This is a genomic window from Mesorhizobium sp. M5C.F.Ca.IN.020.32.2.1, from assembly GCF_004023105.1.
Lineage (GTDB): Bacteria > Pseudomonadota > Alphaproteobacteria > Rhizobiales > Rhizobiaceae > Mesorhizobium > Mesorhizobium wenxiniae.
The window spans coordinates 1-13,575 of the sequence record NZ_RZSX01000061.1; the positions used below are offsets into that span (position 1 = coordinate 1).

Sequence of the window (13,575 nt, forward strand, 5' to 3'; positions counted from 1 at the left end):
CTTGACGACTGTCGGCGAGCCACGCAGACCGCACCGGGTGAGATCGTCAATGCCGGCGTCGGCTGCAGTCCACTTCACGACTTGGCTGCGCGCCGCGCAAAGAGCCTGCTGGAGCGAGCCCCGGCGGATTTCGTTGGTGTCTTCCAGCATGGTAATGAGGCAGGGGAGTCTGCTCTTCAGCAACTGGGTGCCGCCTTCGGCGCGACGCGCGACTTCGATCTCGCGCGTTTTGAGATCGATGGAGGCAATCTTCGCGACGTAGGTAAGTTGCGATAGATTCAGGCGCTTGGCTATGCCTGGTCCGACCTGGGCGGTATCGCCGTCAATCGTCTGCTTGCCGGTGAAGACGATGTCTGGCCTGCCGAAAGTCTCCCCAATTTTTGCGATTGCTTGCGAAAGAGCAAAGGAGGTCGCCAGCGTATCGGATCCGGCAAAATAGCGGTCCGTCAAGAGAACTGCTCGGTCAGCACCGTAACCGAGCGCCTTTCGCAGCGAGTCCTCCGCCATGGGCGGACCCATTGTGAGCACAGTAACCTCGCCACCATGAACGTCGCGCAGTTTGAGCGCTTCTTCGAGGGCGAACAGGTCGTAAGGATTGATGATGGTCGGCACACCCTGACGCATGATCGTGTTCGTCACCGGGTGGACGCGGATCTGGGCCGAATCCGGCACCTGCTTGATGCAGATTACGATGTGCATTGGCGATTTCTCTAAGCTCCCAGTCCGGATGCGTGCTTGGCGGTTCACCTCATTGCCTGCATCGTTCATGCCAAGTCTTCTTCCTGCCTCTATTCCAGAAGGTGGCTTCGTTTGCGTCCGAGGAGGCGTCATGAGGACTGGATTTGTCGACTTCCCGACATTGTCGCGTCGCAGCCGTGTCGGGCTCATTACTTTCCGAACCGCTTCAGTGCAGAGTCGAGCGGGACGAAGGCGCGGCCAGGTGCGGGACATATGTTTGGATCGTGGTCCCTTAGCACCTTGAACACACGTTGCGTGAGCGGCGAGGAAGTCGCGAAATCTTCGTAGGCGCGTTCCAGCTTGGCGCGCACCCGCGCGGCGATTACCTGGTCAGGCAGACCGGAGAAATCTTCTTCGGCAAGGTATTGGCCCACGCGCTTCATGATATGGAGCCGCGAGACATTCATCACTTTCGGGTCGTAGGAGACGCCAAGGCAGGCGAAGAAGTCCTCCGCAGCCGACAGGCCCTTCAGTCGCGCCAGGATATCGGTGGGATCAATCGGGCGGCTGTCAGCGGAGCAGTTCATTGTATTCTCCCGGCGCGAAATTGTGGTGTCGATGCGTTGGTGACATTGCTGACGGCGTGCCGACCTCTGGCACGGCGGCTGGGGCAAGAGACTTGGCGATCTCAAGCTTTTCTGAAGTGGTGAAGGCGACCCCGGGTTGCCTGCTCTCCATTGCGTAGGGTCGTCACGTTGAGGAAGTCCTCACGGCTCATGAGTGGGCGTCGGCTATTGTGCCGCTCGGGCCCGGGCCGGAATGAAGGTGTTCTGCACCTCGCCCGCACAGTCCAGCACTGGGAACGGCACGTAGTTTCTCGATGATCGCAGGCAGGACCTCAAGCACGCGGTCTACGTCATCTTCGCCGTTGTCACGCGACAAGGAGAAGCGGACTGCCCCACATGCCGCGTTCATAGCGATCAGAACATGGCTCGGTTCCATTGAGCCAGAGGCACAGGCGGACCCGGCGGAACAGGCGATTCCCAGCCGGCTGAGGACAATTGGGATTGCATCGCCTTCGATACCTTCGAATCCAATGTTTGCAGTGTTTGGCAATCGCTCCTGCGGATCGCCGTTGATGGATGCGTTTGGGATGCGCTGGATGATCCCGTTCTCAAGGCGGTCGCGCAACCATTTTATTCGTGTTGTCTCGTCCATGAATTTCAAGGCGAGTTCGGCCGCCATGCCCAGTCCGACTATGCCGGGTGTGTTTTCAGTGCCTGCACGCCGGTCGCGCTCTTGGTGGCCACCCTTGATCAGGGAGGAGAAGCGCACGCCACGTCTTACATAAAGCGCGCCTATCCCCTTTGGACCATGCAGCTTGTGGGCGGAGAGCGACAGCATGTCGATCGCGGTCGATTTCAGCTCAATCGGAAACCTTCCGACCGCCTGCACTGCATCAGTGTGGAAAAGCGCGCCGACTTCCCTGGCTAGGTCGGCAAGCTCAACCACGGGAAAGATCGTACCGGTCTCACTGTTCGCCCACATTATCGAGACGATTGCCACTTGTGGGGTGAGGGCGGTTCTGTAGGCGTCCAGGTCGAGCCGGCCGTGGTGATCGACTGGGATAATGTGCACCTTGACGCCGCGCGTCTTTTCAAGGTGCGCGCACAACTTCAGAACGGCCGGATGTTCAACCGCGGAAGTCACTATTTCCGTTCGACCGGGCATTACCTCGAGCGCCGAAAGGATGGCTGTACTGTCGCTTTCAGTCCCGCCCGAGGTGAAGATGATCTCGTCCTCGAATCCCGCGCCGATGAGGGCTTGCAACTGCCGCCTCGCCTTTCTCACGGCTTCAGCAACCGATGCGCCATAGGCGTGCATGGACGAAGGATTGCCAAATTGCTCCGTAAAGAAAGGCAACATCGCTCCAAGGACTGCAGGATCAACCCGCGTCGTTGCGTTGTTGTCGAGATAGACAGGTCTCATGGGAGTGATCCTTCAACTGCTGAAATGATTCAAGGGTAGGCGGGCCATTGAACCTCTGGCGCATATCGTATCTGGTGAGGTGGGCGGCCGGGCGAGCGATGGCTTGGCTGACCGGTCGCTGCCGACATTGCCATTTGGTGGCGGCATCCGCCGGGAATTCAGCTGTTTCGGGCAATGTTGTTTGCTTGCCCACGGCAACGATCGATGATCGCGATTTGGCACATCACCGAACGCAATTGTTCCGGGCCGACAGTGCGTGTCGGCTGGTTCCAGAGCGCCGGGGGTTACCGGTTTGACGCAGTATTCCTTGGCGTCGCTATAGTCGAACATAGCCTGTTCCCCTGCAATCATTTGCAGGACTTGCCGCAGCTGCACTTCTCCTGCGCATTGGGGTTATCGAAAACAAAGCCGGATGTTTCGAGCCCTGTGACGAAGTCGACGGTCATGCCGGCGGCATGGGGTTGGGAGCCTCTATCCATGAACACCTTGAGCCCATCTCGCTCGATGATCGTATCGCCCTCATGTGAGACGCTCTCCAGGCCCATTGAGTATTGGAAGCCGGCGCAGCCGCCGGCATGGACCATGATGCGAAATCCTTCCGCCGGCTCGCTGGCGCGGTAAAGAGCGGCCTTGATGGCGGCAACAGCGTTGTCGGTGAGCGTAATCATGGCTCGATTTCTCCTCGGTCCGTGACGTTTTCGCGGATCATCTCGCATGAACCGTGCCAAAGGGAAGACGTGTGTAAAAACGGTAGGACATCCCGACGTCTCTATGCTCGATTGCTGGGGAGACGTCCGACAACCGACACTTACTGTCGGGTTTGTCGCGTCCGCGTCACAGGAGGGGCGCCTGAGTTCGCGATGCACTCACGCGTAAAGCAATGAACAGAGCCAAAGATGTTCAGAGCTTGCCGCGGAGCAACTGGCACGACTTTTGAGAGCCTTCGTTGCGGCGGCAAAATTGCCGGCCGATTCACCTTTGGGTTGCCCTCGCAATCGAAGAACGAAGGAAGCAATATGTCGCTCCTCCCTCAGACCCGCCTTGTGTGGGAAAGCAGCACCGCCGGTGGAACCCGAATGCTCGATCGGCCGATTGGCGCCGACCACCCAACAATCGCTCTCTACCGGCGATTGGCCGCTGACCGCCCGGAGACAGGATTCGACTGGCGTGTGCCTGACGATCAATCGCGTCCGCCGTGCACACCCCTGAGGCCCTTTTTTCGACCGATCGTCAAAAGAAGAACGGGGCGGGGTTAAAAACATGGATCAGCGCAAGAAGCGGTCGCCCAACGAAATCCGGCGTGCGTGGGAAGTCTGTCCGAGCATTCCCGCGCGTGATTTCGCCGCCCAATTGGGCATTTCGGAAGCGGAACTGGTCGCGGCCCATTGCGGTTTCGGCGCGGCACGCATCGACCCGCGCGTCAATCACCTGCTGACGGGCCTCGAATTCGTGGGCGAAGTGACGGCGCTGACCCGCAATCAAGGTGCCGTGCACGAAAAGATTGGCGTCTTCAACAAAGTGATAACCGGCAACAATCACGCCATGGTCCTTGGTGACGAATTCGACCTTCGCGTCTTCCCGCAGGCTTGGAGGTATGGTTTCGCTGTTGAAAGGCGCCATCGCGGCGGAATCCAGCGCAGTTTGCAATTCTTCGACGCCGCCGGCGCAGCAGTGCATAAGGTGCATCTCAGGCCGGTCTCCAACCTTCATGCCTATCGAAAGCTGGTGGCCGAGCTCGTATCCGCCAACCAGGAGCCGACCATGTCGCTTAAGGCGAGAGTAGCCGACCTGGGCGCGAGGACTGCGGACCGGGCCGGCACGGTGGACGACCTACGCGAGCACTGGAGCCGGCTGACTGACGTCAACCTTCTGAAGACGCTCAAGCTCAGCCGCTGCCAGGCTTTGCGCATGGTAGGCCAGGATTACGCTTGGCTGCTCGACAATGCTGCAGTTGGCGCCGTGCTCCAGCGTGCGGCCGAAGACGAATTGCCGATCATGTGCTTCGTCGGCAACCGAGGCTCTATCCAGACCCATTCCGGCTTAATCAAGTCGGTCAAGCAGATCGGGCCGTGCATCTATGTGCTGGACGAAACCTTCCGGCTGCATCTCAGGAGCCACCAAATCCGTGAGGTTTGGGCCGTGCGCAAGCCGACCAATGACAGTCACGTCACCTCGCTCGAAGCATATGGGTCCGACGGCAAGATGATCATCCAGTTGTTCGGTGCGCGCAAGGAAGGCGAACGCGAGCGCGACGACTGGCGGGTTCTGGCGGAAAACCTGCCGCGTTTCCCCGACAGCTACATGAGAACAGCTACATGAGAAAGACCGATCGTTGTCGGTGGGACGCCGGCGCCCATCTGCCTCCGCAGCGAGTAGCCGGGCATTGAAGCCGAGATCGGGAACACGATGACGCAATAAGCGCGCTGTATTGTCATAACGCGATGAGCAGGTAGCAATTTGGCGCTGCCCCATCGAAGGCATGGTTACGACGAAGCCGCGGCCTTTGGCCGAGCTCAGAGGTGACAATAGCGTTAACGCCACCGACCGTCGTCACTCCCCACCAGGCGGTCAGCTGTTGCGGTTCGGGCCGAGCAGAAATACTGTCAAGACAGCGAGGAACGTGGCAACCGCGCTGTAGAGAAAGACACTGGCAATGCCCGTGTGATCCACCAATAGGCCACCGAAAGTTGTGCCGGCTGCGATCGCCACTTGGAAGGCTATGACCATCAGTACACCAGCGCTCTCGGCCTGTTTCGGAGCGGCGCGCAGCACCATCCAGGTCTGCAATCCGACCGGGACCGCGCCAAAAGCAAAGCCCCATACGGCAACTGCAATTGCCGAGGTCAAGGCCGATGCTCCCATAGTCAGGAGCGAGACAGCGGCTACGGCAATGAGCAGGGGCGGCAGGGCCGCGACTGCCTTGAGACTGTGTTTGGTGAGGAATGCGCCCGCTAAATTGCCGAAGACGCCGGCCGTGCCAGAAGCAAGGAACACGAGCGGGATCGACTTCTTGTCGAGCGGAGGAACGCTCTCGAGAAAGTCGCGGATGTAGGCGAAGCTGGCAAAATGGCCGGAAGCGACCAATAGCACGACTAGGACCGCAACCTTCATCGTCGGATTCTTCGCGACATCCAGCGGACTGCGGAATCTGCGCACTTCGATCGGAGGCAGTGGCGGAATGGTTACGAGTTGCACGAGCAGCGCAACGGCACTCACGATTGCGGCGACCTTGAACGAGGCTCGCCATCCCCAAATGTCACCGACATAAGCGCCGATTGGAGCCGCGCAGACGGAGGCGACAGAAACGCCGGTGAGGATGATCGACATGGCGCGCGGCATGAGGTGACTTGGAACCAGCCGCATTGCCAACGCTGCCGAAATTGACCAAAAACCACCGAGCGATATGCCGAGGACGACGCGTGCCGCCAGCAACACCGGCAGCGACCCCGCAACCTCCGCCAGAACGTTCGACAGGATCAGCAGCAGCGTCATCGCCCAGATGACGACCCTGCGGTCCAGACGCTTTGTCACGATGGCCATTGTCGGTGCCGAGATCGCCGCGACGATTGCGGTCGCTGTTAGCGCCTGTCCAGCCGTGCCCGTGCTGATACCGAGATCATGCGCGAGCGGTGTCAGAACGCTGGCGGGCAGAAACTCTGCCGTCACAAGCCCGAAGGTGCCGAAGGAAAGCGAAATGATCGCACCCCATGCGGGGCCAGACCGTTGATAGGGACTTTCTGGGTCAAGCCGATCTCGGTCGAACAGAGCCGCGTCCACTAAATCTGTCGCCGATTCGGTCATGAATGAGTTCTCCAGCTAGGAGCTGTTGCAGCAGGGGTGGCTATATCGCCGGGGATCAAAGCCGCTAGACCTTCCGGCGGCGGCCAGTCGGCCTCAGTCGAGGCCTCGGCGCCCACGCATCCGAGGCCTCATCGGAGGGCCGACGGACACAACCGTCGACAATGCGGGAGAGTTCTCGGCGCGGTCGCATCGATCGCATCCGTCGAAGTGCGGCCTGTTCACTGCGAACCAAGCAAGCCGAACGCGGTGTCCTCGATCGAGGCCTTGATGGGGGGATGATCGACGATCTCTATATTGCTTTGAAGCAGGAAGTTCCGTCGCCATATGCGGTTATCCTGGCAGCCAGAATTGAGCGGTCGTCGCAAGCACCAAGGCGGTCGCAATGAGTGCAACGAGGCGGAAGTCTGATCGATGGCTGCGGTTCGATGGCCGCGCGATCGACAGAATTGAGGTGATGAGTTATCCCTTTTGAAGCCGTTGCTCCCAATTCTGGGATAAGGTAATTGCAGGCGGTCCCAGCAACGTCGGGCGGCCTTTTTGGTGATTGAATTCATGGGACGACACTCTCGGTCCGTGACGCGTCTGCGAATGACTGCGCAAGTACCGTGCCATCAACGACAAATCTGGCTCTGCTGAGCGGGTGGTGGAGGCACGAGCGTGGGCTATCCCAAGAGCTTGCCGCAAGGTTGTTCGAAGTTGAGGTGCCGGATAGGCCGCAAATATGTCGGGCGGCCTGGGGTTCGCCAACACGAAGATGCGCAAGTTCAAAAGGACGAGCTGAACCCTTGCCGATATCCGTCCGAGGCTGATCTGGAGAAGGTCAAGAACTGCGTCTTGAAGGCTTTCCGCCGCACCGGCAAATGCGAAGCCAAGGTGCTGGGCAAGATGGACAGGGCCACACAACCCCTCGACTGGACGCTCATTAACGGCATCGGTGTGGCTCTGGTAGCTGGCGAGAAAACGCCGTGCTGAAAGACGAAAGCTCGTGTGGCCGGCTCTGAAGGAGGGCCAATGAGGCAGGCGAGGAGAGGCTATAGCCCATTCTTGTAGACTGACCTTGTCCCACGGAGGCGGCTAACCACCCCGCCAGACATCATCGAGGGGAGCGCCACTAGGCTCACGAACAAGTGTTGGTCATTTCCACCTGGGTGACCTCGGCCAAGTCACCAAACCGCTTAGCGCAACCTTTCGAACTGGATGCTCCCCGGGCACATGATCGGCTAGCGATCCCACCAATTGAGTTGCTCCAAGTCGGTGTCTAGCTTTCTACATTCTGTGTCCGACGCTGGACAAGAATGTTGCAATCCCGACCAGTAAGTCAGCACAGGCGCCACCTGTTGCCCAGCAAACGGCAAGGATTATCGAAAGACGAATTCGGCACGGAGCTTGCACCAACGATTGCATGCAAATGCCGACAGCATCTCATGAACGGTCTCTCGATTCTGGCGCGGTTAAATCGCGGCCGGTTCCAGATCATGTCCCGCCCGAAATGGTGAGGGACTTCAGCCTGTTTACGTCGCCCGGCATGTTGCCGACGGCCAACGGGGATCCGCATGCAGCGGTTGCTTGCGTTCATGCCGGGCCTCCGATCTTTTATTCAACCAGCAACACGCGCGACGGTCGGGGTACCTGGGTCATCACTCGCGCGAGCGACCAGCGCCGGGTGCTGCAGGACACCGAAACGTTTTCCAGCCATCGCAGCATCTTCGCCTCTGTGCTCGGCGAGAGCTGGCCGATGATCCCGCTTGAGCTCGATCCGCCATTCCACGGTGTTTTTCGCTCACTGCTCAATCCGCTGCTTTCGCCAAAGCGGGTAATGGCATTGGAGCCGGCTGTCCGGGAACGAGCGATCAAGCTGATCGACAGGATCGCCGCATCAGGCACGAGCTGCGACATCATGAAGGATTTTGCAGTTCCGTTCGCGGTCAATATCTTCCTTCGCTTTATTGGGCTTTCGGACGACGGACTAGAAACATTTGTCGGCTGGGCTAGAGATCTGCTCCACGGCGATAAGGAGCAACGACCACCCGCAGCCCGGACGATCGTGGCCTTCATCGACGAACTTGCCACCGAGCGCCGCAAGGAGCCGGTCGATGATTTCATGACCTTCATCGTGAAGGCAAAGGTCGAGGGCCGTCTGCTCAGTGACGAAGAAGTCCGTGGCATCGGCGTGCTTGTGTTCGTCGCGGGGCTCGACACGGTCTCAGCAGCCATATGCTTCGACTTGGCCCATCTCGCGCGCAACCCCAAAGATCAGGAATTGCTACGAAGCGAACCGGACCGGATTGCCGTCGCCGCGGAAGAATTGCTGCGCGCCTATTCGACCATTCAGATGATCCGAGTGGCAACGAAGGATGTCGACTTCAAAGGCGCGCCGATCCGCAAGGGAGACTATGTTTCCTGTGCCACGATGATTGCCAATCGTGACCCGGCGGAATTCGAATACCCGAATGAGATCGATCTGGCGCGCGAGGACAACCGGCACGCTGCCTTTGGCTATGGTCCCCATCGTTGTCTTGGCTCACACCTTGCCCGGCGGGAGATTGTCATTGGCCTGGAGGAGTGGCTGGCGCGCATCCCAGCCTTTCGGATCAAGACAGGGACTGAACCCATCACCTTCGGCGGCCATGTGTTCGGGATCGAGAATCTGATCCTGGACTGGTCCTGAAGTTTCCGCCAACGACATTGGAGTTCGCTATGCGTGTCATCGTACACAAAGCCAGATGCCAGGGTCATGCGCGCTGCTTGGCGCGGGCGCCGAGAGTCTTCAAGCTTGATGACGACGGCTACATCTTGCCCGGTGATATTGATGTTGCCGATGGGGAGCAACTGCTTGCCTCACAAGGGGTAAGAGCCTGCCCCGAACAAGCTCTGGAAGTTGACGAGCCCCCCGCTAACTCAATTGTAGAGAGAGACACACGCAAAGTGCAGACTGGCGTCGGGAAGGACAAAACAATCATACAATTCGCGACAGAACCTGTCGACCACGCGAAAATTACCGAACTGCGTGACCGAGAGGCGATCCGCAACTGCCTGTATCGGTACTGCCGCGGGATAGACCGCGCCGATGAGGCGGCGCTGCGTAGCGCATACTGGCCCGAAGCGTATGACAGGCACGGTCCCTATTGCGGACCGGCAGAGGACTTCATCCAATTTGCTCTCGGTCTGCCGGGGCAGCGTAACATCCATCAAATCACGAACAGCCTGATCGACTTCATCAGTTCAGCAGAGGCCGCGGTCGAGAGCTATTTCACCGCGCTGCAACGCGGACCGGATACAGACCAAGAAATACGTCAGACGCTGCTTTGCGGCCGTTACTGCGATCTGTTTCAGAAGAGGCAGGACGAGTGGCGAATTGCGGAACGGACAGTCGTCTACGATTGGGTTGAGGAGCAAATCCCGCCAGCGATTCTTGAGGCAGATAGGTTCGGCCGGCGACAGCCGATTGGAGCACCACATCCAGACGATCCCATCTACCAGCTGCTCAAGCGTCACATCCCCACCGACCAAGATGGCGTCGAGGGTCCCCAACTGGGAGCTGCATAAGTGGGTAGAAATGGAGGATGAGCGCCTTGCGGGATTGAGATCTGTGTGGGGCCGCAACTGGCGGTCACTGCAACGATTTGGCTCGACCCTTCATTCCGCCCAAGGTCGATGGGCTGAGATCACAAGCGGTCATCGTGGAGAAGCTCTCGTGAAACTGGCAGCACGCACCGTAATCATCACAGGCGCCGCGGGCGGGATCGGCCGTGCCCTGGTCGATATCCTTGCCGCGGACGGAGACACTGTAGTTGCGGTGGACCTTCCGGGCAGTGGTGTGGTTGAACTGGCTCGGGATCTCGGGTCGCCGCACGTCGGTCTGGAGTGCGATGTGTCGCGAGAGAAGGACATGCTCTCACTTTTCGGCCAGGTCGAAGCACGGTTCGCGCAAATCGATGTCCTCATCAACAATGCGGCGGTTGGACCCACGATGGATAGGATCATCGACACCGCTGTCGATACCTTCCGACGCGGCGTGACAGTGAACCTTATTGGGCCATTCGTTATGGCCCGGGAAGCGGCGCGGCGCATGAGGCCGGGCGGTGCGATCGTCAATGTGGCTTCGATGGCGGGCGTGGTCGGCAATCCCAGGCGCAACGCCTACGCAGCCTCGAAAGCTGGCGTGATCTCGTTGACAAAGTCCCTTGCGTGCGAGTGGGCTATGCGAGGAATCCGCGTCACGGCGGTGGCGCCGGGCTCCGTCCGCACCCCAATGGTCACAGAACTGGCACGCGCTGGCAAAATGGACCTCGCGGCGATACGCCGCCGCGTGCCGATGGGGCGCTTGGCTCGCCCCGACGAGATCGCCAGGGTCGTGCGTTTTCTGAGCAGCACGCAGGCGCGCTACATCACCGGCTCGGTGCTGGCAGTCGACGGAGGCTGGATGTCATTCAACCAGCCGGGGGATGCTCACCCGCCGGTGGATAGTGCGCTCCAAGCCGAGCTCTCCTGTCCGGCCGAATGCACAGATGCGCGAATCGTGCTCGTCACCGGTGGCGCAAAAAGCATTGGCGCGGCCGTCGCTCGCCGCTTTGCCGCGAACGGCGACACCGTCGTGATTGCTGATAAAGATGGCACTGCAGCGGCAGAGCTGGCTACATCGCTCCCCGGCAAGCATCTGGCGAAATCGCTGGACGTGGCCGTCGAGAGCGATGTGGTGTCGATGTTCGAAGAGCTGAGGCGACGCTTCGGGTATATCGATGTTCTGGTCAATAGTGCTGATACCGCCGACAGGATTGTGCCTGCGATCGAGCAACTGTCGAAACAGCTCGAACACGTCCTGGATGTCAACCTTACCGGCGCCTTCACCTGCGCGCGCGAAGCGATCAAGGCTATGCGCCCGGGCGGCGTGATCCTCAATCTCGGGTCGATCGACAGCTTTCTGCCGTTCGCGCCGCGCCATGCCTACGGCGCCTCCAAGGCGGGGATGGATATGCTGACCCGTTGCATGGCGGCCGAACTCGGCCCGGTCGGAATTCGGACAGCCACCGTCGCTCCTGGCCACATCCGCACGCCCGCACTTGCTCAGTTGGCCAAAGCCGGCCGCATCGACCTGGCAGCAATCGGACGACGCATCCCCATGGGCAGGATGGGACGGCCAGAAGACGTCGCAGATGCATCGTTCTTCCTTGCTTCGTCTGACGCCTCATACATCAACGGCTCGATCCTCTACGTGGACGGCGGCTGGACCTCGTTCGGTGATGCGGGAAACGCCAGCGAACTCTATGACGAATGTTTTGCGGAGGCCGCAGGTTAATTGCCAGGCATTCGCAGGGCGACCGGCCGAGCATTATGAAGCCTCGGCTCCACGACGCACCCGAGGTGCTTGAGATCCAAGCATGCGCATGCCGAGCACATTCCCGGTCGGCTGACGTGTCTATAACGAGGAGAAATCATGGAATTTGCCACTTTCATTCTGGCCGCCCAGCGTGGCTATCACCAATCCTCAGAAAGCGTCATCCGCAACTCCATCGAACAGGCCGTCGCTTCGGAGCAGGCTGGGTTCAACACCGCGTGGTTTGCTGAGCACCACTTCAACAATTACAGCCTCATACCATCCCCGCTGATGATGGTGGCGCACTGCGCCGGCTTGACAAGCACGATTCGCCTCGGCACTGCCGTCTGCGTGCTGCCGCTTTACCAACCGCAGCGCCTGCTGTCCGAGATCGGCTTCGCCGACATCGTTGCGAACGGCCGTCTCGAGCTCGGCGTAGGCTTGGGATACCAGCAGTTCGAGTTCGAACGGTTCGGCGTGGACATCGATGAGGCGCCGGCCGTCTTTTCGGAATACCTGGACATCATTCTCAAGGGCCTCAACCAAAACGTCTTCGAACACGACGGCCAGTATGAGAAGATCCCCCCAACAGCGATTTCGGTCCGCACAGTCCAGCAGCCGACGCCGCCTATCTGGATCGCTGGCGGAGCCGCACGGATGGCTCGGGCCTACCGCGAGGGGCACAATTTTTTTGTCACAGCCTTCCACGACGGCTTAGAGACTTTGACCACACTGCGTGAATCAGTCGAGAGGGCGGCGGCATCCGAGGAAAAGAACGTCACCGACGTCAAGATATCGCTGCTGCGCTGCTGCTATGCCAGCCACGACGAGTTGGAGATCAACAGCTATCTCGACAATGCCCGCTTCCAGCGCCGGCTTTCTGAAGCCCTGCATCAGCGCCGCCAACAGAGCCACGATGGCTACCTGCTGCAGGAGACACCGACCCAGCAGGATCTGTCCTTCGAGACCATGCGCAAAAATTTGCCGATTGGCAGCGTAAATCGCGTGATTGATCGCCTGCTGGAAGAGATCGATGTCTTGAAACCGGACCAGATCGCAGTTCAGACTCAATTGGGCGACTTCGACCAAAAGACGATGCTGCGCCAGATCGAGCTCTGGGGCGACAAGATCATCCCTGCGGTCAACAAGGCGCTTTGTCATGCCGGAAGCTGAAGCCGGCCGTTACGATGATGGCTGCCTATCCACGCGCGCAATGGCGTGGGTCCGAGCTAGGGAGGAGCTTCGATCAGCATGTGCTGCCCTGCGTGCTTTCGCGTTCGCTTGAGGAGGTCCAGGCGGGCGAGGTGTTGGCGACGGAGGGGACAGGCCTTTCGTCTGTCGAATTGCGTGATGTCTTGGCCGCAACTTTCCCGTCTACCTCCAGCAGCGTATTCGCTTTGGAGGAGTTGAGCGAGCCCGAGCCGGAACTGGAAGAGGAGCTGCTGCGCCGGCTGCTGCTAGCGCATGCTGCGCCGGGCGACCCGGCGAGCGCCCGCTTGGCCAAGATCATCGCCCGGCGTGCGATGCGCACGGACCATCTTTGGCGGGATCTTGGCCTCTCAAATCGCGCTGAGCTCAGCCGCCTGCTTGCCAGACATTTTCCCGCGCTGGCGGCAGGCAACACAGAAACATGAAATGGAAAAAGTACTTTTACCGCAAGCTGTGTGAGGCCGAAGGCTTTTCGTCATGCACTGCACCCAGTTGTCGGGAATGCCATGACTTCGAAAGCTGCTTCGGCCCGGAGGAAGTTGAGAGTCGCCTCTCGCCGACCAGGAATGCCGGTTAGTCACTTC

Annotated in this window: 12 protein-coding genes and 2 pseudogenes; 8 read left to right on the forward strand and 6 right to left on the reverse strand. The window is 59.7% G+C overall.

Annotated elements, in window-relative coordinates:
• From EOA86_RS05085 to EOA86_RS05105, 5 genes are all read right to left on the reverse strand, one after another.
• Positions 1–699: electron transfer flavoprotein subunit beta/FixA family protein (locus tag EOA86_RS05085; RefSeq protein ID WP_164891562.1), on the reverse strand; the 699-nt coding region annotated here is incomplete at its 3' end.
• 188 nt (positions 700–887) lie between these two features.
• Positions 888–1,265: a nitrogenase stabilizing/protective protein NifW gene (gene nifW, locus EOA86_RS05090; protein ID WP_091599514.1), complete on the reverse strand. Its 378-nt coding sequence runs from the start codon at positions 1,263–1,265 to the stop codon at positions 888–890.
• 187 nt (positions 1,266–1,452) lie between these two features.
• On the reverse strand, positions 1,453–2,667 hold the full coding sequence (gene nifS, locus EOA86_RS05095) for a cysteine desulfurase NifS (RefSeq protein ID WP_091599511.1): 1,215 nt from the start codon (positions 2,665–2,667) through the stop codon (positions 1,453–1,455).
• Between the two features lie 12 nt (positions 2,668–2,679).
• The gene (locus EOA86_RS05100) at positions 2,680–2,997 is read right to left on the reverse strand and encodes a hypothetical protein (protein WP_127284186.1); all 318 of its coding nucleotides are present in this window, start codon (positions 2,995–2,997) and stop codon (positions 2,680–2,682) included.
• Between the two features lie 17 nt (positions 2,998–3,014).
• Positions 3,015–3,335 (reverse strand): iron-sulfur cluster assembly accessory protein, encoded by a 321-nt coding sequence (locus EOA86_RS05105; protein WP_091599508.1) that lies wholly within the window; start codon positions 3,333–3,335, stop codon positions 3,015–3,017.
• A 592-nt stretch (positions 3,336–3,927) separates the two neighbouring features.
• Here EOA86_RS05105 and EOA86_RS05110 point away from each other — a divergent pair.
• Positions 3,928–4,986, forward strand: coding sequence for a ChuX/HutX family heme-like substrate-binding protein (locus EOA86_RS05110; RefSeq protein ID WP_091599505.1), 1,059 nt, complete (start codon positions 3,928–3,930; stop codon positions 4,984–4,986).
• Between the two features lie 249 nt (positions 4,987–5,235).
• Here EOA86_RS05110 and EOA86_RS05115 read toward each other — a convergent pair whose 3' ends face one another.
• Positions 5,236–6,468 (reverse strand): MFS transporter, encoded by a 1,233-nt coding sequence (locus EOA86_RS05115; protein ID WP_091599502.1) that lies wholly within the window; start codon positions 6,466–6,468, stop codon positions 5,236–5,238.
• A gap of 834 nt (positions 6,469–7,302) precedes the next feature.
• On the opposite strand from EOA86_RS05115, the gene EOA86_RS39265 reads away from it, so the two are divergent.
• The 7 genes and pseudogenes from EOA86_RS39265 (at position 7,303) to EOA86_RS05145 (ending at position 13,568) form a co-directional block, all read left to right on the forward strand.
• Positions 7,303–7,440 (forward strand): hypothetical protein, encoded by a 138-nt coding sequence (locus tag EOA86_RS39265; RefSeq protein WP_206629961.1) that lies wholly within the window; start codon positions 7,303–7,305, stop codon positions 7,438–7,440.
• Positions 7,441–7,957: 517 nt separating this feature from the next.
• Complete coding sequence (locus EOA86_RS05125) at positions 7,958–9,136, forward strand: cytochrome P450 (protein ID WP_164746650.1); 1,179 nt, start codon at positions 7,958–7,960, stop codon at positions 9,134–9,136.
• A gap of 29 nt (positions 9,137–9,165) precedes the next feature.
• Positions 9,166–9,288: pseudogene (locus EOA86_RS39965) on the forward strand (ferredoxin); the annotation flags it as partial.
• A gap of 138 nt (positions 9,289–9,426) precedes the next feature.
• Entirely contained in the window at positions 9,427–10,014 is a 588-nt protein-coding gene (locus tag EOA86_RS05130; RefSeq protein WP_236378846.1) for a nuclear transport factor 2 family protein, read from the forward strand.
• Positions 10,015–10,162: 148 nt separating this feature from the next.
• Positions 10,163–11,764, forward strand: a complete 1,602-nt coding sequence (locus EOA86_RS05135) for an SDR family oxidoreductase (RefSeq protein WP_091599495.1) — start codon at positions 10,163–10,165, stop codon at positions 11,762–11,764.
• Between the two features lie 138 nt (positions 11,765–11,902).
• Positions 11,903–12,955 carry an LLM class flavin-dependent oxidoreductase gene (locus EOA86_RS05140; RefSeq protein WP_091599492.1) on the forward strand — a complete coding sequence of 351 codons (1,053 nt, stop codon included), beginning with the start codon at positions 11,903–11,905 and terminating at the stop codon, positions 12,953–12,955.
• A 14-nt stretch (positions 12,956–12,969) separates the two neighbouring features.
• Positions 12,970–13,568: pseudogene (locus EOA86_RS05145) on the forward strand (nitrogen fixation protein NifQ).
• Positions 13,569–13,575 lie beyond the last annotated feature (7 nt).